The organism is Candidatus Pelagibacter sp. PS_28 (genome assembly GCF_059417885.1).
The window spans coordinates 150,595-171,620 of record NZ_CM182070.1; the positions used below are offsets into that span (position 1 = coordinate 150,595).

The window sequence follows — 21,026 nt, forward strand, 5'->3', positions numbered from 1 at the left end:
CTATAATAATACGTAATATGAATATATTTTATTGGTGTCCATTTTTATCAAAGGTTGCTACCGTACAAGCAGTTATAAACTCAGCAATAAGCTTAAAGAAATACTCTAAAAATAAAATAAGTCCACATATTATTAATGCAATTGGTGAATGGGATGACTTACAAAATTTAATAAATGAAAATAATATAGGCTTAATTAAACTCACAAAAAGTAAATCAATATACAAATCATTGCCAAGATATTCTTACTTTAAAAGTAGACTATCTTATATATTTATAGGTCTTTACACATCTGTAAGTTTATTCAAATTTCTTAAAGCGAGGAATAAGGGTGACATATTTGTGATACATTTAATTTCATCTTTGCCACTTTTATTAATTTTGTTATTTAACTTCAAATGTAAGTTTATTTTAAGAATATCTGGATATCCAAAATTAAATTTTTTGAGAATATTACTATGGAAAGCTTGTAAAAAAAAATTATCAATAATTCTTTGTCCAACAGAAGATACTAAAAATGATCTTATAGAAAAAAAAATATTTAAAAAAGAGACGTTTCATATTTTATATGATCCAGTCATTGAAGTAAAAAAAATATCTTCATTAAAAAAGAAAAATATAAAAAAAAATTTGGTAGGTAAAAAATTTATTTTGAACATTGGTAGATTAACAGATCAGAAAAATCAAAAAATGTTAATAGAAGGTTTTATTAATTTTCTTAAATTTGACCCAAATTTATACCTAGTAATTTTAGGTGAGGGGGAACTTGAAAGTAATCTAAAAAAATTTGTATTAAAGAAAAATATTGAAAATAAAGTTTATTTTTTAGGTCATGTTGAAAATGTATATAACTACCTGCAAAAAGCTAAATGTTTTATATTAACTTCAAAGTGGGAAGATCCAGGGTTTGTTTTGATTGAAGCAGCATTTTTAAAACAAACAATAATTTCTGCAAATTGCCCCAATGGCCCAAAAGAAATTCTTCAAAATGGCTCTGGTGGATATTTATTTAAATCAGATGATGTAAATGATTTAGTTAATAAGTATAAACAGTTTGATAATGATACAGACAGTAATATAAAAAATAAGAAACTTAAAACTCTCAAAATTTCTAAAAACTATACTTGTTTTAATCATTATGTACTTTTCAATAAAATATTAAAATTGATTTAAAATGATAAAAAATATCATTCTTGTTTATCCATCATTTGAAAGAGGTGGTGTAAAAAAAAATTTTCTAAGTTATTTGAAAATATTAAGTAAAAAAAAAATAAATGTTAATATTATTACAGATAAAAAAATAAATAAAAAAAAATTTAAAAAAAATATAAAAGTTTTTACTACAAAAAAATACAAATTTAGTTTTATCTATAAATACTTGTGCAGTTTTATATCAGCTTATAAAATTTTACAGCTAAGAAAATCTATAAAAATTAATGATTTAAGAGTTATATCTTTTCAAAGTAGTTTTTTTACATCAATAATTTGTCGATTGATTGGATATAAATTAATTGTAAGAGTATCAGAAGACCCTATTGGAGCCACAAAATACTCAGATAATATTATTTTAGCTATATTAATATTCTTAACTAAAATTATTACTTACAACTTGAGTTATAAAATATTTGTTAACTCTAGAAAAATGAATGAAAATTTAAAAAAATTAGTAATTAATAAGAAAAAAATTATTTTGCAATATAACATGAATTTAAAAAGTGTTAGAAAATATAAAATAAATAATAAAAAAAATATTTTTTTAAATATAGGTAGATTTTGTAAACAAAAAAATCAAATTCTTATACTAAAAGCTTTTAAATTATTTATTAAAAAAAACAAAAATTTTTTACTTTATTTGTGTGGAGATGGACCAGATACCAGAAGATTAAAAGTTATATGCAAGGATTATAATATAGAAAAAAAAGTAAAATTTTTAGGTTGGAAAAATAGTACTAAAGATATTCTAATTAAATCTAAATATTTTATTTTTCCATCTTTGTATGAAGGCTTGCCAAATGCCTTAATCGATGCCGTAAACTTTGATTTAGTTTGTATTTGTAATAATGTAAGTGGTGTGAATGATATTTGTGGCAAAAATTACGTACCCTTAAAAAAAAATAATGCTGAGAGTATTTTTCAAGGAATGCAAAAATCAGTATCTAATTATAATTATTATTCAAAAAAAAATTTAACACATAAGAAAAAATTAAATAAATTTTTATTTAAAAATCTAGAAAATAAATTATTAAAAAATATCAAGTAAATAGGAATTAAATAAAAATAATTATTATTCTAAAAAAAGAAAACTATCAAAAATAGAATATTTTTTGTTAAAATTTAAAAAAACCTTGTATAACGATATTTTGATATTAAATTATAAATGAAACAAGTTTAGTAATAGCAATTTTTTTTAAAATTCCTGCAGTATAGTGATAGTAAAATTCGACTAGAAGAGATAAATTATGTTATAAGTTTATGTTAAAATTTACAAAAAAAATTTAAATTATTAAAATAATTAATCAATTGATGAAAAGAAGTATTAAAAAAATCATTGAAATGTTTGGATATGAGGTCAAAAAAATTGATAAAAAAAGACTAAATTTTGATGATATTTATAAAATGTTTTTCAAAGATAATTTAATTATTTTTGATGTTGGGGCAAATAAAGGCCAATCAATCGAAAGATTTAAAAAAATATTTCCCCTTTCAACTATTCATGCTTTTGAGCCAATTAAAAAAGAATATGATTTCATAAAAAATTATTATGAAAAACAAAAAGAAATTTTTATAAACAACTATGCTTTAGGTGAAAATGAATATGATAAAGAATTAAATTTGTCTAAAAGAACTGGTGTATCTTCTTTCAATAATTTTAATCTTGAGCATGAATGGATAAAAACAAGAAGTAGACAATATAATACAGATATAAAAGGCTTTTTAGATGGAAAAGAAAAAGTCAAAGTTGAAACACTAGATAATTATTGTAAAAAAAAATCAATTAAAAACATAGATATTTTAAAAATTGATACTCAAGGTTACGAAGAAAAAATATTATTTGGTGCAAAGAATTTGATTGGTAGTAATTCAATAAAAGCTATTGAATTAGAAATTATTTTTGATGATACGTATGACAAGTATTTATCATTTAGTGATATTGAAAAATTTTTACTTCCAAATTTCAGATTTTCAGGAATAAAAAATTATAATCAAAATCTATTTGAAGGTATTAATTTTTTTGCTGAAGTTTTATATTTAAATAAAAATATTATTAAGAATAAATAGTCATTTAAGCAAATGAAAAATAAATTAGTTATTTTTGACCTTGATGGAGTTCTGATAAACTCACTAAGTAATATGAAATTTGCTTTATTAAACACTCAAAAAAAAATGAATATAAAATTAAATTTTAATGTTTATAAAAAATATTTAGGCTTACCGTTTGAAAACATTATGAAAAAAATGAAAATTAAAATGGAAGTTGATAAAATAAAAAAAAATTATGAATATTTTTCAAAAAAAAAAATTGATACACTTAAGATAGATAAAGATATCTTGTATCAACTAAAAAAATTGCAAAAAAAATATTATCTGGCAATTTTTACTTCAAAAAGTAGAGAAAGAACACTCAAAATTTTAAAAAAACATAAATTTTTTAATTTCATTGTTACAGCAGATGATATTAAGAAAGGCAAACCAAATCCTGAAGGTTTAATAAAAATTTTGTCAAAACTTAAAGTTAAGAAAAAAAATACTATTTTTGTTGGCGATAGTCTATATGACTATCGGGCAAGTAAATTAGCAAAGATAAAATATCTTCATGCTTTGTGGGGATTTGAAAAAAATATTAAAAAAAAAAATAATATAACAAAAATTAGAAGATTTAGTGATATATCAAAAAATGTTGAAAAGTTGTAATGAAATTAGTTTCAATAATTTCACCATATTTTAAAAAAAAAAATTTATAAAAAAAACTATTGATTCTATCCTTAATCAAACCTATTTAAATTTTGAGCTTATTATAATTTATGATGATACAGATCAAGATGATTATAAATATATAAAAAAAATTTCAAAAATTGATAAAAGAATTAGAGTGATTAAAAATAGTAAAAATTTAGGAGCTGGAGAAAGCAGAAATATAGGTATTAAGCATAGTAGAGGAAAATATATTGCTTTCTTAGATTCAGATGATTTATGGCATAGTCAAAAATTAGAAAAACAATTAAGATTTATGATTGATAACAATTTTGATATATCTCACAGTTCTTACAAAATTATTAATCAAAAAAATGAAATTATTGGCAAAAGAATTGCTAAAAATTTTCTTAATTACAATTCTCTTTTAAAATCGTGTGATATTGGATTATCAACAGTGATAATAAAAAAATTTTTATTTAATAATGGTTTAAAATTTCCAAAACTTAAAACAAAAGAAGATTTTGTTTTATGGCTAAAGTTACTTAAAAAAAATAATAAAATAATGGCTTTAAATGAAACGCTAGTAAGTTGGAGAAAATTAGATAATTCACTTTCATCATCTTTATTACAAAGACTTTTTGATGGTTTCAAAGTTTACAATAAATATATGAATTATAGCTATTTAAAATCACTGTATTTGCTATCTTGTTTATGTCTAAATTTCTTAAAAAAAAAATGAGCACCATAATTTCTTTTTATACAATTATTTTAGTTATTTTTTTTCTAAATAGGCTGTTTATTAATAAAAATTTATTACTAAGTCATTCAGGTGATAAACATCAAAAGTTTGTTTGTAAAAAGAGTGTACCTTTAATTGGTGGAATTTTTTTAACTTTCTTGTTTATTTTAGTTTTTGCAAAATTTGATAAATATTTTGAAATAATGGTTATTTTTTCATTTTTTTTGTTAGGTATCTTTACAGATTTAAAAATTTTAAAGTCAGCCAAAAAAAGACTTTTAATACAAGCATTTTTTATAATCTTATTAATATTTTTTTCTAAATTGGAAATTATAGATACAAGAGTTGACTTTCTTAACGTGATTTTGGAATATAAATTTTTTAATTTTTGTTTTGTAGTTTTTTGCTTACTTGTTTTAATAAATGGGTCAAATTTTATAGATGGATTGAATGGATTATTGGTTGGTTATTTTATAATGATTTCAATTATTTTAATAAAAATTGATTTTTTTCAATATTATAATGCAAAATTTGATGAAATTTTGTTGTTTTTAACAATTTTATTTTTGGTATTTGTGTTCAATATCTTTAATAAATTATATTTAGGTGATAATGGAGCTTATGTATTAAGTATATTTTTTGGTTTAATGATTATTGAATATCACCAGAATCATCCAGTTATCTCACCATATTTTTTTATATTACTTTTATGGTACCCCTGTTTTGAAAACTTATTTTCGATAATTAGAAAATTTAGAACTAAAAAATCACCTATTTCTCCAGATACAAACCATTTACATCAATTACTTTTTTACTTTTTAAAAAGAAAAAACAAATTTACAGATTTAATGAATAATAATTTTTCATCACTTATTTTACTTTTATTTAATTCTTTAATATTTATTATCTCATTAAAAGATGTCTACTCAACCTCACTTCAAGTAGTGACTATTTTTTTTTCAATTATATTCTATATAATTATCTATATTTATTTATTCAACTTTAAGTATAATAACTATAAGTAAATTATTTAAAATGTTTGAAAAAAAAAATATAATTTTAGAAAGACTTAATAATATAAAAAATCCTATTATATTAGAATTTGGAGTTAATAGGGGTGGATCTACAAATTTTTTTTTTGATCACATTAATAATAAAGGTGGCCAATTATTTTCAATTGATATTAGAGATTGCAGTAATGCTATAAACTCAAAAGAGTGGAATTTCTTTCAATGTAACGATTTAAATAAAGATAAAATATTAAAAAAGTTTTCAATTATAGAAAAGGGTGTGGACCTTCTATTTATTGACAGTTATCATGAACCAAACCATGTTAAAACATTACTCCATATTTGGTTTTATTATTTAAAAAAAGGTGGCTTTATTTATTTTGATGATACTGAAAGTTACTTATATCGCTTAAAAAAAAATAGTATTTTATCAATTGTTAATGACTCAATAAATGATGAAATAAAAAAATTTTATCATCAAAATTATGATCAATTACTTTATACTAAATATTTTCATGGAACAGGTTTGGCAGAATTACAAAAATTTTCTGATCTTTATGTTAAACCCAACAATAATAAGATATGGAAGTATAATTTTTATATAAGTAGAATTTATTTATTTCTGAAAAAGTTAAAATTTTATTTCTTATATAAATTTTCTAAAAAATAATATTATCAAATATTTTAATATTAAAAAGCCGTCTTTGAATTCACTAACTTTTTTAAATCCAGCTATTCTCTTTCGTTCATAAGAATTTATATTATCTATTTTGTATTTTTGTTGTTTAGCTTTAACGGGTAATTCAATACAGAATGTAAAGTCTTTTCTTTCTAAATTCAGAGATTGAGCTAAAGAGGTTTTTCCAATCACAAATGTATATAAAATATCTGTGATATTTAATTTAAAAAAAACCTTACCAAACAGTGTAAAAAAAAAATTCCCAACATAAGTAAGCATAGTATCATCTTCACTTCCAGAATTTGACTGATACCTTGATGCAAATACAAAATCTAATTTATTTTCTTCAAGTTTTTTAAACATACGATTAATTTCTTTAGGATTAAAAGATCCATCAGCATTAAAAATACAAAAATATTTAGTTTTTGTATGGTTAATGCCCGCTATTAAAGCATCACCGTAACCTTTATTTTTTTGATAGAGTATTTCACAGCTATAATTTTTTATTGAATTTATTGTTTCATAGTCATCTTTTTGTAAAATTACTAATTTTTTGAAATTATAATCCTTTAGTTCATCAAGGACTAAAGGAAGTGAGTGATTTTCAAACTTAGCTGGTATGACTAAAGTTATAGTGTTCATTTATTTAAGGTATCCAAGTATCAGAAACATTGTAAAATACAAATAAATAAAGACATTAGTCTTAAATTTCATAATTTTCTTTATATCTAAATCTATATTAACCAAGGAAAAAAGTATTATAATTAAAAAAGGATCATAATATTTATGATAAATAGATGTTTGTGGGTTGCTTAATAATATCAATAAAAAAATCAAATAATTTTCAAACTTATTTGACAATATTAAAAATAAAAATAGTAAAGAGATATAACTTATTAAGTAAAATAAATAATTATTCTCAAATAAAAAATAAGAAGTTTTAAAAAATACTCCTCCACCTGTGTAACTAAATTTATAATCAAAATAAATTAGGCATATTATAAATATCAGTAAGCTTATTATAATTTTACTTGTAATATTCTTAAAATTTAGATTTAAAATATTTGTTAAATAAAAAGGTAAAAAATAAAAAAATATTATTGATGGAATTATTAATATTTGATTTGCTATATTACTAAAAAAAATTAATTTTTTTTTTTCAGTTATTGCTGCTGTTTTTGTTATAAAGTTTACATCTAGAACAAATAGATAATATAATGCAGGCAGAGACAATAAGATGTTAGTTAGAATTATATAAATTAATTCTCTACTAAAATAGCTATACTTTTTATAAAAAAAGTAAAAAAAATAAATTGAAAAAACTGAAAAATTTGGGCTGATATAAGCTGAAAATGCACAAAAAATTATGTTTAAAAAACAATATTTTAGTTGATGTGTTTTTAGAAAAAATAAATAAAAGAAAATACTTAAAGAAAAAATACTTAACCCTAACAATCTGCTATCAGGCCAAATCGATAAAGATCTAAATGTTGGAGATAAAAAGACCAAACCAACAATTAATAATAAATATTTTTTTTCAATATATCTAAATTTTTCAATTAAAATTAAGTAAAATACAAATGGTAAAACTAATAAAATATGCAAATGTATTATTCTGATTAAGTTATCACTAAGATTAATTTTTTCAAAAAAAGATAAAAAAATTATTAATACAGGTGAATGTCTTGTTGCAAAATTATCATAATTTAAAAATGTATCTTTAAAATTAATTGCAAAAGCTTTAGAAACACCTTTTTGACCTCTGTAATCTAAAAAAGCTCCACCAGTGCTATCCTCATTAAAATAAAAACCAATGATTAACGATAAATATAATAATATAAAAATTAGGATTAAAATTAAATTATTGAATTTTATTATATCATTTTTCATTTTTAGATTTATATATTAATCTTTGCTTAATTAAACTCTTACATGATCGAACATTTAACATTTTTCCTATACGTGCTAGTATTCATCTCGTCTTCTATTGGGTATGGGGTTATTTTTTCAAAAATCTTTGAAAAAGAATTCCTAAAATTGAATTTAGGATATATTGGAATAATTGGAATTTTTTTCTTAACCTTCATCTCGGCAATAACTTCTTTTTTTTATCCCCATAATTTTTACCATAATACAATTTTACATCTGGTAGGTTTAGTTTCATTTTTATTTTTTATCAAAGATGTGGTTAAAAAAGATTATGCATTATGCTTGGTCATGATCTCAGTAATGATATTAGGGGTTTTTATATTTAAAAATCATGATGATTTTCCTTATTATCACCTTACATATGCACTAAATTTAAGTGAAAATAGTTTTTTAATTGGAACAGGTGCATTCGGACATGGATTTAGAACGCCCTCATCAATGTTTTATTATCATTCCATATTATATATGCCTGGCATAAAGTATTTCCTGTTTCATACTGGCCCATTTTTTATACTTTATTTTTTTAATATAATAATTTTATCCAACATTATTGAAAAATTAAAAAAAAAAAATTTTGATTTTTTATATTTCTTAAGTTTACTTAGTTTTATTTTTATAAATATTGTTTTTTACAGAATTAGCGAACATGGTACTGATAGATCTTCTCAAATTTTACTAATAATAATATTTTTACTTTTTTTTGAAATATTGTACACAAAAGAAAAAAATAAAAATTTTCTTATCAATTTATTTTTTCTTATAATTGCTTTAGCAGCAAGTATTAAAGTTTTATATTACATATATTTCTCGTTAGCATTATTTTTGTTTTTAGAAAAAAAAATAAATTTTAATTATTTTTTAAAACAATTTACTTTTTTACTTATTATTTTCCTATTTTCTTCCGTTTTTATTTCTAAAAGTTTTTTTTCAACAGGTTGCTTAGCATATCCAGCAGAAAAAACATGTTTTGAGAAATTTGAATGGTCAATACCAAAATCAACAGTTAAAAAAATGAGTACGCACTATGAATGGTGGGCAAAATCTGGTGGTGGTCCAAATTACAAACATAAATTATCAAAAGAAGAGTATATTAAAAATTTTAACTGGGTTCAAAACTGGTACAAAAAACATTTTATTGGTAAAATTTCTGATACACTGGGTGGAATATTTTTAATAACATTGATAGTAATTTTGCTATTTAATGGGCCCTCAAATAAAAAAATTAAAAGAAAAAATTTCAAGATTTATTGCGTAATACCACTTCTTTTTTTATTGGAATGGTTTTTAAATCATCCTTCCATGAGATATGGTGGTTATATACTTTTTGCATTGCCGGTATTCATACTTACTTCAAGATATCTTGAGAAAAAAAAAATTGAATATGGCAAGATATATTATAGATCAATTTTTCTAATTTTGATTACTCTGACTATTTATAATTTAAGAAATTTAGACAGAATAATTAATGAAATTAATTTTTATAATTATGACATTATTTCAAGCCCTTATTTTCATGTACCTGATGTAAAAAGTGAAATTATTACAAGTTCGAATGATCTAGTAATATATAAGCCAAAAAACAATATGTGTTGGGCATCAAAAACACCATGTTCTTACAATCCAGGCATAAGACTTAAGAAATATTTATGGATGAAAATGATTTATAAAAGCGATGATGAATAGTTTATTTTTTAAGATATTTAATGTTTTGATTAATTTGATTGATTATTCAAATAAAAAAAAAATTCTTAATTTTTTTAAAAAAAAATTAAAAAATAAACCCTTGAATATTATTGATATTGGAGCCCACAAAGGTGAAACAATAGATTTTTTTTTAAATAATTTTTTAATAAATAGGATATTAGCTTTTGAGCCTAATGAAGAACTTTATAATCAGTTAAGAAAAAACAATAAATATTTAAATAAAAATATCAGTATTTACAATTTTGGTGTTGGAAAAAAAAATGAGATAAAATATTTAAATATAATGAGTGACAGCGCCTCATCAACATTTCATAAAATTAATCAAAACACTGATTATTTTAAAAAAAAAAAAAGAATAATTTCCCTTTTTGATCAAAATAAAGAATTTATGAAAAAAACACAGAAAGTTACAGTAATCAATTTATCAAAAATAATTTTAGATAATAAAATTAAAGAAATAGATATTCTTAAAATTGACACTGAAGGGTTTGAATATAATGTTTTAAAAGGAATTGAAAATTTTAATTTTATAAAAATTAAATATATATATATTGAGCATCACTTTGATCTCATGATTAATAAAGGCTATAAATTATCTGATATTAATATGTTATTAAATAAAAATAATTTCTACAAAAAATATAAATTGAAAATGAAATTCAGAAAATCTTTTGAATATATTTATGAGAATGAAAAAAAATAAATATTTGATAAGTGTAATTATAGTTAATTATAATAATGCAAAATATTTAAAAAGGTCTCTAGATTCTGTAATTAATCAGCAATATAAAAATAAAGAAATAATTATTGTAGATGATATGTCAACTGATAAATCAATAAAGGTTTTAAAAGAGTATGAAAATAAAGTTAAGATAATTCAAAACAAAAAAAAAACTAATATTGCAGCTTATGATCAGATGAATTCATATTATAATGGTTTTGTCAAATCAAAAGGTGATTATATATGTTTTTTAGATAGTGATGATTTTTTTAAAAAAAATAAATTAAAAAAAATAATAAACTTATTTCAATGTAATAATTCATTAAAATTAATTTTTGACAAACCTTTTATTTATTTTGATAAAAAAAATTTTTATCCATTTAAAATAAAAGAAAGAAATACTAGGCTAACTCCCTGGCCAAGATTTACTAGCCAAAGTTGTATTTCAATTGAAAGAGAATATTTAAAAAAAATATTTAATATTTTTAAAATAAAAAAATTTCCAAGTATCTGGTTAGACTTTAGAATTGCATTGCAAGGTTTTTTAGATTTTAAGAAATTGTTTATAGCAAATAATCATTTGACATATTACCAGCAGTCTTCGACACAAGTAACTAGTGTATTTAAAAAGTGGTCTTTAAATTGGTGGAAAAGAAGAAAGGAAGCTCATGATTTTACCAAGTATTTATTTAAAAAGAATAATATAAAAAAGAAAATTACTTTTGATGAGTATTTAACTAATGTTATTAATTTATTTATAAAAAAATGAAAACTTCTATTTTAATTGTTGGTAAAAAAAGTTTTATAGGATCAAGTCTTTTTAATTCATTAAAATTTTTTTTCTTGGTTAAAATTATAAAATTTGAAGATATATTAAATAAAAAAGAAAATTATTTCAAAAAATTTAATTATATAATTAATTGCACATCTAATAATAGATATAATAAAAATTTATATAATGAAAAATATGATCATGATTTTTTAATAGCTCAAAAAATACATAATTTAAAAATTTTACAAATTTTTCTTAGTTCAAGAAAAGTTTATAGAATAAAAAATAATATTAAAGAAACTCAAAAAACTTATCCTGTCTGTAACTATTCAAAAAATAAAATTAGAACAGAAAATAAACTCAAGAAACTATTAAAGGAAAAGGTATTAATTCTCAGAATTAGTAATATAGTGGGTATTAAAAAATTTAATAACAAAAAAAGAAAACTATATAAAACATTTATTGATTTTTTTTTAGAAAACACAAAAAAAGGTATCATCATTAAAAATGATAAAATTTATAAGGATTTTTTATCAATCTATAAATTCTGTGAAATTGTAGAGAAATTAATAAAAGTAAGGGCATTTGGCACTTACAATATTTCTTTAGGTAAAAAAGTTTATCTCGACAAATTAGTTAAATGGCTTAATGAATTTAATGATCATCAAAATAAATTAAAAGAAATGCCAAATAATTATAAAAAACAAAGTTTTTATTTAAATAATGATAAGTTAATGAAAAAAATTAATATTAAAAATAGATTAATTGATTTAGAAAATGATTGTAAAAAAATTAGTAAATTAATTTTTAGATAAAGATGAAAAAAACAGCATTAATTTTTGGTATAACTGGTCAAGATGGATCTTATTTGGCTGAGCTCCTTTTAAAAAAAAATTACACTGTTCATGGGGTAAAAAGAAGATCATCATCATTGAATACTGGCAGGGTAGACCATCTTTATCAAGACCCACATTTTAAAAATAGAAGTTTTATTTTACATTATGGAGATATCACAGACTCAATTTCTGTATCTACTTTAATCAAAAAGATTAAACCAGATGAAATCTACAATCTTGCTGCACAATCTCATGTTGCTGTATCTTTTGAAGTGCCAGAATACACTGCCAATGCAGATGCAATTGGAGCATTAAGAATTTTAGAAGCGATTAAATTTCATGGTTTTGAAAATAAAACTAAATTTTATCAAGCGGGTACTTCTGAAATGTTTGGAAAAGTACAAGAAATTCCACAAAATGAAAAAACTCCATTTTATCCTAGAAGCCCATATGGGGTAGCAAAGGTCTATGCTCACTGGATTACAGTGAATTATAGAGAGGCATATAATATTTTTGCATGCAATGGGATACTTTTTAATCACGAGAGTCCTGTAAGAGGTGAAACATTTGTAACAAAAAAAATTGTTGGAGCACTTTGTAAGATTAAATTTGGATTACAAAAAAAACTATTTTTAGGAAATTTAGAGGCTAAAAGAGATTGGGGCCATGCTAGAGACTATGTTGTTGCAATGTGGAAAATGATGCAAAAAAAAACTCCTAGTGACTATGTAATAGCTACTGGCAAAGAACATAGTGTTAAAGAATTTGTTAATTTAGTGCTTAATGAATTAAAAATTAAACATACGTGGCAAGGAAAAGGTATTAAGCAAAAATGCTACGATAAAAATAAGAATATTATTATTGAATGTGATGCAGCTTACTTCAGACCCTTAGAGGTAGATACGCTTTTAGGAAATGCCAAAAAAGCAAAAAAAGAACTAAATTGGAAGCCAAAAATTAAGATTAAAGAATTAGTAAAAGAAATGGTTACTTCAGAGTTAAAATCCCTAAAGCATGATTAATACTAACTCCAAAATTTTTGTTGCTGGCCACAAGGGTCTAGTTGGAAGTGCAATAGTAAGAAGATTAAAAGAAAAAAATTTTAAAAACATATTAATTAGAGAAAAATCTAGACTTGATTTAACAGATCAAAGACAGGTTTTAAAATTTTTGAAAAAAGAAAAACCAGAATTTATATTTCTTGCAGCAGCAAAAGTAGGTGGCATATATTCAAATAATAAATTTAAAGCTGAATACATTTATAATAATTTAGCGATACAAATAAATATAATTCATTCGGCATACTTAAGTAATATTAAAGACCTTATATTTTTAGGCTCTAGTTGTGTTTATCCAAGGTTATGTAAACAGCCTATAAAAGAGAGCTATTTAATGAATGGGCAACTTGAAAAAACTAATGACGCTTATGCTATAGCAAAAATTGCAGGTATAAAGATGTGTCAAAGTTATAATGAACAATATAAGACAAATTATAAATGCTTAATGCCTACAAATACATTTGGTCCAAATGATAATTATAATGAACTTAATTCCCATTTTTTGCCCGCACTTATAAAAAAGGCTCATAATTTAAAATATAATAAAAAAAGCACTTTGACATTGTGGGGCAATGGTAAAGTGAAAAGAGAAGCGATCTATGTGGATGATATAGCTGATGCATGCATATATTTTATGAATAAAAAACTTAAAGAAACATTCATTAATATTGGAACTGGAAAAGATTATTCAATTCTTGATTATGCAAAATTAATAATAAAATTAGTTGTTCCCGATAAAAAAATAAAGATCAAGTATGACCTGTCAAAGCCTAACGGTACACCAAGAAAAGTTTTAGATGTTTCGTTAGCAAAAAGTTACGGGTGGTTCTATAAAAACACTTTAAAAGAGGCTCTTTATAAAACTTATAAGGATTTTTCAAAATTAAAAAAAAGATAATGAAAAGTATTTTGGTAGTTACTGGTGGTGCGGGTTTTGTGGGGTCTAACCTTATTTCGTTATTTTTAAAAAAAACTAAATTTAAGATTATTAGTATTGATAATTATTCCACAGGGTCAAAAAAGAATCACTTAAAAGACAAAAGAATTAAATATATTAATTCTCACACAAAAAATATTTCTAAAATATTAAATAAACACAAAAAAAATATACATTCAATTTTTCACTTTGGTGAATTTGCAAGAATATATCAGAGCTTTTTTAAAATGAATGAGTGTATAAGCTCTAATACCATAGGATCACATGAGGTATTTAATTTTTGTCTATCTAATAAAATTAAATTAATATATTCAGCAACATCAGCAAGCATTGGAAACAAAGGACACGATAAAAATTTGTCACCTTACGCTTTTACTAAAGCAAAAAATCTCGAGATGTTAGAAAATATAAAGCGCTGGTATAATCTAAAATTTGAAATTATTTATTTTTACAATGTTTATGGGCCAAAACAAATAGGTGAAGGTAGTATGGCTACAGTAATTGGGATATTTGAAGATCAGTATAAAAATAAAAAGCCATTAACAGTTGTTAGACCTGGCACTCAATCAAGAAGGTTTACGCATATAGATGATACAATTGATGCATGTTATTATGCTTGGAAAAAAAATAAATGTAGACATTATAGTATCTCAAATAAAAAGAGTTATACTATAATTGAAGTTGCTAAAATGTTTAATTCAAAAATCAAATTATTACCTTCAAGACGAGGCGAAAGGTTTGCTTCTGCGTTAACAAGCCTTAATCTTTCAAATAAGGTTTATAAGAAATTTGGCAAAATTAAACTCAAAGATTATATAAAAAGCTTTATTAAAAGCACTTAAAGATACCATAATTCATGGTTTACAAAGTTCATTAATTAGATATAACACTTTCGCCGGTGATTATTGCGAAGGGGTAATACCCGATCCCATTCCGAACTCGGAAGTCAAGCCCTTCAGCGCCAATGGTACTTTGTCTTAAGACACGGAAGAGTAGGACATTGCCGGCTAAAAAAAATTATTATGAAAATTAAAAGCTCGTTAAAATCACTAAAAAAAAGAGACCTTAATTCTAAGTTAGTTAGAAGAAGAGGAAGAGTTTACATAATTAATAAAACAAACCCAAAATTTAAAGCAAGACAGAAGTAGTTTTTATGGACGATCAAGACCATAAGAATACCTGGAAAAATTTCACAAAGTTTGCATTGTGGGGAACTGTCGCTGTTATTGTTGTTTTAGTTTTAATGGCAATATTCTTGCTATAGAGTTCTCATATGAGAATTGTTTCAACTTTAGAAAATCAAAAAATTGAGAAAAGAATTGCAATCACGCCTGAGATTGCAAAAAAATACATAGCTCTTGGTTTTGAAATATTTTTAATTGAAAAATATGGTGAACATCTAGGCTTTAAGGATAGTGACTACAAAGAGTTAGGTGTTGAAATTTCTACTAACGAAACAGAAATATTAAGTAAAGCTAATATTATTATTCAATTAGGATTACCATCTGATGAAAACCTTTCAAATTTAAAAGAAAACCAAACGCTTATTGGAGTATTCAATCCTTATGCTAATAAAGAAAAAATAGAAAACTTATCTAAAAAAAATATTAATGTTTTTTCTTTAGAAATGTTACCAAGAATAACTAGAGCTCAATCAATGGATATACTTTCTTCCCAAGCCAACCTTGCTGGCTATAAAGCGGTGATCGAGTCGTTTGCAAATTTTGAAAAAGCAATACCCATGATGATGACAGCAGCAGGAACTATTCCAGCAGCAAAAGTATTAGTGGTCGGTGCGGGTGTGGCTGGTCTTCAAGCTATTGCAACTGCGAAAAGAATGGGCGCAATAGTTTTTGCAACAGATGTTAGAATGGCATCAAAAGAACAGGTCGAAAGTTTAGGGGGAAAATTTTTAACTGTTGAAGGATCTGAGAATCTTGAGACAGAAGGTGGCTATGCAAAAGAAGCCTCAGAAGAATTTAAAAAAAAGCAAGAGGATCTTTTAGCAGAAACTTTAAAGAAAATTGATATTGTAATATGTACTGCTTTAATTCCAGGCAAAAAAGCTCCATTAATTATTAAAGGTTCTATGATTGATAATATGCAATCAGGCTCTGTTATTTATGATTTGGCAGCAATTCAAGGTGGAAATGCAGAATTTACTGAAGTTGATAAAGTTGTAGTTAAAAATGGTGTGAAAATTATGGGTGAAACAAACATACTTAATAAACTTCCTGTTTCAGCATCGAACCTATATTCAAAAAATGTATTTAATTTTGTGTCCAACTTATATGATAAAGAGAATAAAAAGATTAATATTAATTTTGAAGATGAGATAATTGAGAAAACTTTAATAAAATAGATTTATGGAAATAGACCCTTTTATATTTAGATTAAGCATATTTATTTTGTCAATTTTTATTGGTTATTATGTTGTATGGAGTGTAACTCCATCTTTACATACACCATTAATGTCGGTTACTAACGCTATATCATCAGTAATTATTGTTGGTGCTATAATTGCAGGTTTAGCAGGAAGTACAGATAATGTTTTTACAATCTCGAACATTCTTGGTTTTTTAGCAATATCTCTTGCCGCCATTAATATATTTGGTGGATTTTTGGTCACTCAAAGAATGCTTCAAATGTATAAAAAAAAGAAGAAAGATAAATAGTTATGTCAGCAAATTTATCAGCAATATTTTATCTAGTATCAGGAGTTTTATTTATATTGGCATTAAGAGGTCTTTCATCACCTGAAACATCAAGACAAGGCAATTTTTTTGGAATTCTGGGTATGGTGATAGCCATTACAGTTACTTTTTTATCGGTTGGAAATTTTTCTAGTGGACTAATTTATGTATTAATTTTCTTACTAGTAGGTGGACTTATAGGGGCATTCATCGCTTATAAGATACCAATGACTGCTATGCCAGAGTTGGTAGCAGGATTTCATAGCTTAGTTGGACTATCAGCAGTTTTTGTTGCAATCTCGGCTTTCTTAAATCCGGAAGCATTTAACTTGGGATCAGTTGGTGCCATTAAACTTGCAAGCTTAATTGAAATGTCCATTGGAGCTGCAGTTGGTGCCATAACATTCTCAGGCTCAATAATTGCTTTTTTAAAACTTCAAGGAATAATGTCAGGGTCACCAATCACTTTTAAGGGACAACATTTTCTTAATGCTTTATTATTAATTTCAATTCTAGTTTTAACTTATTTACTTTGCTCATCGCAGTCATCTAACTTTTTTTGGATATTAATTGCAGTTTCATTTCTAATTGGATTTTTATTAATCATCCCAATTGGTGGAGCAGATATGCCAGTAGTAATTTCAATGTTAAACTCGTACTCTGGTTGGGCTGCGGCAGGAATAGGTTTTACTTTAGAAAATACTGCATTAATTATAACAGGTGCTCTTGTTGGATCTTCTGGTGCAATTTTATCTTACATAATGTGCAAAGGTATGAACCGTTCTTTCTTTAATGTAATTTTAGGAGGATTTGGTGCAACAGAACAATCTGCATCATCTGGAAATAAAGAACAAAAACCCGTTAAGAGTGGTAATGCTGAAGATGCAGCCTTCTTAATGAAAAATGCCTCTTCTGTTATAATTGTTCCAGGTTATGGAATGGCGGTAGCTCAAGCACAACACGCACTAAGAGAGATGGTTGATACATTAAAGAAAAATGACATTAAAGTTACTTATGCAATTCATCCTGTTGCAGGAAGAATGCCAGGGCATATGAACGTTTTATTAGCTGAAGCTAATGTTCCATATGATGAAGTTTTTGAACTTGAAGAAATTAATAATGATTTTGCTAATGCAGATGTTGCATTTGTTATTGGAGCTAATGACGTAACAAATCCTGTTGCGAAAACTGACCCACAAAGTCCAATTTATGGAATGCCAGTATTAGATGTTGAAAAATGTAAGTCTGTATTGTTTGTAAAAAGAAGTTTGTCCCCTGGATATGCTGGAATCGATAATGACCTGTTTTATAAAGAAAATACTTTAATGTTATTTGCTGATGCAAAAAAGATGACTGAAGATATAACAAAAAACCTTTAAGACTAATGACAACAAAAATTTTTTGTGACATTGCAGAATTAGATCAAATAAAGAAGTTTAATAAGAAAAAAATTGTAAAAGGTTTTACAACTAATCCTAGCTTAATGAGAAAAGCAGGAGCTAAAGATTATAAATTGTATTCTAAAAAAATATTAAAAATTTGCAACAATAAACCTGTTTCACTAGAGGTATTCGCAGACGAATATAAAGAAATGAAAAAACAAGCGCTCCAGATTAATACTTGGGGAAAGAATGTTTATGTAAAAGTACCGGTTGCCAATTCTAAAGGTGTTTTTATGGGTAAAATTATTAAAGAACTTAATAGTTTAAACATTAAACTTAATATCACGGCAATTTATAGCGCAAAACAAACAGAAAAAATTTTAAAATTAATTAATAAAAATACTAAAGTTATAATTTCAATATTTGCAGGTAGAGCAGGAGACACTGGTAGGGACCCAGTTCCAGAATTTAAAAAAAGTATAGCTTTAGCAAAAAAATTTAAAAATGTAGAGATACTTTGGGCTAGTGTCAGAGAACCTTATAATTACTTACAGGCAAAACAATTAGGTTGTCATATTATAACTATCCCACCAACAACTATTGAAAAAATAGAAAATTTTGGAAAAACATTTGATCAACTTACCAAAGAAACTGTTAAAGCATTTTTAGTTGATAGTAAAAAATCTAGGTTTAAAATTTAATTAATTTGTCGAGAGTGTTGGTTGCGGGGGACGGATTTGAACCGCCGACCTTCAGGTTATGAGCCTGACGAGCTACCAGACTGCTCCACCCCGCGGTATATCTAAATTCTGTTTTTAAGCTTATTAAGCTTTTTAACTCTTTTAATATTTTCTTGTAAAATTCTTTTTTTCTTTTCAGAAGGTTTTTCATAAACACTTTTTAATTTTACTACTTTAAAAAAACCATCACGTTGTAATTTTCTTTTTAAAACTCTTAGAGCTTGTTCAATATTGTTATCTTTAACTTCTATTTTCATAAATATTTTTTAAGAAAGTTTAAGTACCATTATATAATTTTGGTGTCTATCAAAATTATTCAATGTTCGAAACTTCTCTTGTTAGTTTTGCTTTCTCTTTTTCTTTTTTTTCTCTTTTTATTCTTCTTTCAGCTTTTTCAATAGCATCAATTAGATCCTTTTGAGAGAATAACCCCAATGCTACAGGGTCTTTAGGATTTAAATTGTTATAATTCCAATAACTTTTATTCTTAATCGCAGTAACAGAAGCCTTGGTTATTCCAACTAGTTTTGCTATTTGTGAATCTTTTAATAAAGAATGATGTTTGATTAACCATAAAGCTGAATCTGGCTTATCTTGCCTTTTAGATAAAGGAATATATTTTTTAATTTTTTTATCTTCAGTTGAAATTTCAATATCAGTATTTTTTATCTGTAATTCTTTATTTTCATCTTTTGAAGCTAGTTCAATTTCTTCTCTAGTAAGTTGACCTGATATAATGGGGTTGTAAGCCATAATTCCTTTTGCAACTTCACCATCTGCAATACCTTGCACTTCAACCTCATGCAAATTACAGAACTTTGAAATTTGTTTGAAAGTAAGTGTTGTATTTTCTACTAACCAAACAGCGGTTGCCATTGGCATTAATGGTACGTTTGACATTTAATCTTTCTTTTCTGATCTGAAATTTTGGAATTTTTTATTGAATTTGCTCACACGACCCTTGTCCATCAATTTTTGTTTTCCACCTGTCCAAGCAGCATGAGATTTTGGATCGATTTCTAATTTTAAAACCTCTCCTTCTTTTCCCCAAGTTGATCTTGTCTCAAATTGAGTTCCATCAGTCATTTCTACTTTAATTATGTGGTAGTCTGGGTGTATGTCTTTTTTCATATCGAGACTTATAGCAAAAGAATTTTATAAAACAATTAAAAGTTCTTTAATTTTTCAAGCATTTTGTCATTAATTGTCATACTAGAAGCTCTTATTTTGATGTTTTTATTTTGGGAGAGGTCAATTTCATTAATTAAGCCACCTGCCTCTTTTACCATTATTATGCCAGCAGCTATATCCCACAAATTTAGATCATTTTGAAAATAACCATCGTATCTACCAGCCGCAACATAGGCAATATCAAGTGCTGCACTTCCAGATTTTCTTAAAGGCAAATCAACTTCATTTTTAGTTATGCCGCCTGTAGCAAACAAGCAGCTATTAAGCTCTCTTTTTTTGGATACTCTAATTCTTTGATTGTTAAAGAACGCTCCACTTTCTTTTTCAGCATAAAACATTTCGTCTTTTATTGGATCATAAATTAATCCTGAAACTATTTCATCACCAGATTTTAAAGCAATTGAAATTGCAAAGTGAGGAACGCCATGTAAAAAATTAGTAGTGCCATCTATAGGATCAATTATCCATGTATGTTCTTTATCTTTATTAGTTTCAGAACCATCTTCTTCACTAATAATAGAATAGTAGGGTCTTGCTTTTTTTAATTCTTCTATAATTATTTTCTCAGCTTTTAAATCAGCATTTGATACAAAATCAGTAGGCCCTTTGATTGAAACTTGTAGTTTTTCTATTTCTCCAAAATCTCTAATTAAAGCTCTAGACGCTTTTTCTGCAGCCTTTATCATGACATTTAGATTGGCTGATATTGATTGCATATAAT

At 24.6% G+C, this 21,026-nt stretch carries 26 protein-coding genes, 1 tRNA gene and 1 rRNA gene; 21 read left to right on the forward strand and 7 right to left on the reverse strand.

The genetic code is table 11. The annotated features are described in order from the left end of the window. Positions 1-17 precede the first annotated feature (17 nt). The 7 genes from AC5SMR_RS00775 (at position 18) to AC5SMR_RS00805 (ending at position 6,333) form a co-directional block, all read left to right on the forward strand. Positions 18-1,172 (forward strand): glycosyltransferase, encoded by a 1,155-nt coding sequence (locus AC5SMR_RS00775; protein ID WP_494577020.1) that lies wholly within the window; start codon positions 18-20, stop codon positions 1,170-1,172. A gap of 1 nt (position 1,173) precedes the next feature. Further along, positions 1,174-2,259: a glycosyltransferase gene (locus AC5SMR_RS00780; protein WP_494577021.1), complete on the forward strand. Its 1,086-nt coding sequence runs from the start codon at positions 1,174-1,176 to the stop codon at positions 2,257-2,259. A 263-nt stretch (positions 2,260-2,522) separates the two neighbouring features. Next, complete coding sequence (locus tag AC5SMR_RS00785) at positions 2,523-3,278, forward strand: FkbM family methyltransferase (RefSeq protein WP_494577022.1); 756 nt, start codon at positions 2,523-2,525, stop codon at positions 3,276-3,278. Positions 3,279-3,290: 12 nt separating this feature from the next. After that, on the forward strand, positions 3,291-3,911 hold the full coding sequence (locus AC5SMR_RS00790; protein ID WP_494577023.1) for an HAD family hydrolase: 621 nt from the start codon (positions 3,291-3,293) through the stop codon (positions 3,909-3,911). A 46-nt stretch (positions 3,912-3,957) separates the two neighbouring features. Next, positions 3,958-4,653 (forward strand): glycosyltransferase family 2 protein, encoded by a 696-nt coding sequence (locus AC5SMR_RS00795; RefSeq protein ID WP_494577397.1) that lies wholly within the window; start codon positions 3,958-3,960, stop codon positions 4,651-4,653. After that, positions 4,626-5,678 (forward strand): hypothetical protein, encoded by a 1,053-nt coding sequence (locus tag AC5SMR_RS00800; protein ID WP_494577024.1) that lies wholly within the window; start codon positions 4,626-4,628, stop codon positions 5,676-5,678. Before AC5SMR_RS00795 ends, AC5SMR_RS00800 begins: the two co-directional genes overlap by 28 nt. 10 nt (positions 5,679-5,688) lie before the next feature. Continuing rightward, entirely contained in the window at positions 5,689-6,333 is a 645-nt protein-coding gene (locus tag AC5SMR_RS00805) for a class I SAM-dependent methyltransferase (protein ID WP_494577025.1), read from the forward strand. Here the strand turns inward: AC5SMR_RS00805 and AC5SMR_RS00810 are convergent. Then, positions 6,310-6,984, reverse strand: coding sequence for a glycosyltransferase family 2 protein (locus AC5SMR_RS00810; protein WP_494577026.1), 675 nt, complete (start codon positions 6,982-6,984; stop codon positions 6,310-6,312). The two genes, AC5SMR_RS00805 and AC5SMR_RS00810, sit on opposite strands and share 24 nt — an antisense overlap. Beyond that, on the reverse strand, positions 6,985-8,232 hold the full coding sequence (locus AC5SMR_RS00815; RefSeq protein WP_494577027.1) for a hypothetical protein: 1,248 nt from the start codon (positions 8,230-8,232) through the stop codon (positions 6,985-6,987). A 42-nt stretch (positions 8,233-8,274) separates the two neighbouring features. Between AC5SMR_RS00815 and AC5SMR_RS00820 the strand changes: the two genes are divergently transcribed. From AC5SMR_RS00820 to AC5SMR_RS00885, 14 genes are all read left to right on the forward strand, one after another. Next, entirely contained in the window at positions 8,275-9,954 is a 1,680-nt protein-coding gene (locus AC5SMR_RS00820; RefSeq protein WP_494577028.1) for a DUF8201 family protein, read from the forward strand. Continuing rightward, the gene (locus AC5SMR_RS00825; protein WP_494577029.1) at positions 9,947-10,678 is read left to right on the forward strand and encodes an FkbM family methyltransferase; all 732 of its coding nucleotides are present in this window, start codon (positions 9,947-9,949) and stop codon (positions 10,676-10,678) included. The genes AC5SMR_RS00820 and AC5SMR_RS00825 overlap by 8 nt, the downstream gene beginning before the upstream one ends. Next, a complete protein-coding gene (locus AC5SMR_RS00830) occupies positions 10,665-11,465 on the forward strand; it encodes a glycosyltransferase family 2 protein (RefSeq protein WP_494577030.1) in 801 nt (266 codons plus the stop codon). Before AC5SMR_RS00825 ends, AC5SMR_RS00830 begins: the two co-directional genes overlap by 14 nt. Further along, on the forward strand, positions 11,462-12,283 hold the full coding sequence (locus tag AC5SMR_RS00835) for an NAD-dependent epimerase/dehydratase family protein (RefSeq protein ID WP_494577031.1): 822 nt from the start codon (positions 11,462-11,464) through the stop codon (positions 12,281-12,283). Before AC5SMR_RS00830 ends, AC5SMR_RS00835 begins: the two co-directional genes overlap by 4 nt. A gap of 2 nt (positions 12,284-12,285) precedes the next feature. Then, complete coding sequence (gene gmd, locus AC5SMR_RS00840) at positions 12,286-13,326, forward strand: GDP-mannose 4,6-dehydratase (RefSeq protein ID WP_494577032.1); 1,041 nt, start codon at positions 12,286-12,288, stop codon at positions 13,324-13,326. Then, positions 13,319-14,260 (forward strand): GDP-L-fucose synthase family protein, encoded by a 942-nt coding sequence (locus tag AC5SMR_RS00845; protein WP_494577033.1) that lies wholly within the window; start codon positions 13,319-13,321, stop codon positions 14,258-14,260. The genes gmd and AC5SMR_RS00845 overlap by 8 nt, the downstream gene beginning before the upstream one ends. Next, positions 14,260-15,141 (forward strand): NAD-dependent epimerase/dehydratase family protein, encoded by an 882-nt coding sequence (locus tag AC5SMR_RS00850; RefSeq protein WP_494577034.1) that lies wholly within the window; start codon positions 14,260-14,262, stop codon positions 15,139-15,141. Before AC5SMR_RS00845 ends, AC5SMR_RS00850 begins: the two co-directional genes overlap by 1 nt. 52 nt (positions 15,142-15,193) lie before the next feature. Continuing rightward, positions 15,194-15,308 (forward strand): 5S ribosomal RNA (rrf, locus tag AC5SMR_RS00855). A gap of 13 nt (positions 15,309-15,321) precedes the next feature. Beyond that, the gene (ykgO, locus tag AC5SMR_RS00860) at positions 15,322-15,447 is read left to right on the forward strand and encodes a type B 50S ribosomal protein L36 (protein WP_006997331.1); all 126 of its coding nucleotides are present in this window, start codon (positions 15,322-15,324) and stop codon (positions 15,445-15,447) included. A gap of 5 nt (positions 15,448-15,452) precedes the next feature. Continuing rightward, the gene (locus AC5SMR_RS00865) at positions 15,453-15,563 is read left to right on the forward strand and encodes an aa3-type cytochrome c oxidase subunit IV (protein ID WP_494577035.1); all 111 of its coding nucleotides are present in this window, start codon (positions 15,453-15,455) and stop codon (positions 15,561-15,563) included. 9 nt (positions 15,564-15,572) lie between these two features. Continuing rightward, positions 15,573-16,661 carry a Re/Si-specific NAD(P)(+) transhydrogenase subunit alpha gene (locus AC5SMR_RS00870; RefSeq protein WP_494577036.1) on the forward strand — a complete coding sequence of 363 codons (1,089 nt, stop codon included), beginning with the start codon at positions 15,573-15,575 and terminating at the stop codon, positions 16,659-16,661. Between the two features lie 4 nt (positions 16,662-16,665). Continuing rightward, entirely contained in the window at positions 16,666-16,974 is a 309-nt protein-coding gene (locus AC5SMR_RS00875; RefSeq protein ID WP_020169127.1) for a proton-translocating transhydrogenase family protein, read from the forward strand. A gap of 2 nt (positions 16,975-16,976) precedes the next feature. Then, positions 16,977-18,371 (forward strand): NAD(P)(+) transhydrogenase (Re/Si-specific) subunit beta, encoded by a 1,395-nt coding sequence (locus AC5SMR_RS00880; protein ID WP_494577037.1) that lies wholly within the window; start codon positions 16,977-16,979, stop codon positions 18,369-18,371. 5 nt (positions 18,372-18,376) lie between these two features. Continuing rightward, positions 18,377-19,075 (forward strand): transaldolase family protein, encoded by a 699-nt coding sequence (locus AC5SMR_RS00885; RefSeq protein ID WP_494577038.1) that lies wholly within the window; start codon positions 18,377-18,379, stop codon positions 19,073-19,075. A gap of 18 nt (positions 19,076-19,093) precedes the next feature. On the opposite strand, the gene AC5SMR_RS00890 is transcribed toward AC5SMR_RS00885, so the two are convergent. The 5 genes from AC5SMR_RS00890 to AC5SMR_RS00910 all read right to left on the reverse strand — a co-directional run bounded on the left by AC5SMR_RS00890 (position 19,094) and on the right by AC5SMR_RS00910 (position 21,021). Then, a tRNA-Met gene (locus AC5SMR_RS00890) sits at positions 19,094-19,170 on the reverse strand. Positions 19,171-19,176: 6 nt separating this feature from the next. Then, on the reverse strand, positions 19,177-19,371 hold the full coding sequence (rpsU, locus tag AC5SMR_RS00895; protein ID WP_006997326.1) for a 30S ribosomal protein S21: 195 nt from the start codon (positions 19,369-19,371) through the stop codon (positions 19,177-19,179). Between the two features lie 55 nt (positions 19,372-19,426). Continuing rightward, the gene (locus AC5SMR_RS00900; RefSeq protein WP_006997325.1) at positions 19,427-20,014 is read right to left on the reverse strand and encodes a DUF1013 domain-containing protein; all 588 of its coding nucleotides are present in this window, start codon (positions 20,012-20,014) and stop codon (positions 19,427-19,429) included. Further along, positions 20,015-20,245, reverse strand: coding sequence for a 50S ribosomal protein L31 (rpmE, locus tag AC5SMR_RS00905; RefSeq protein ID WP_494577039.1), 231 nt, complete (start codon positions 20,243-20,245; stop codon positions 20,015-20,017). 35 nt (positions 20,246-20,280) lie between these two features. Next, positions 20,281-21,021, reverse strand: coding sequence for an inositol monophosphatase family protein (locus tag AC5SMR_RS00910; protein WP_494577040.1), 741 nt, complete (start codon positions 21,019-21,021; stop codon positions 20,281-20,283). Between the last annotated feature and the right edge of the window lie 5 nt (positions 21,022-21,026).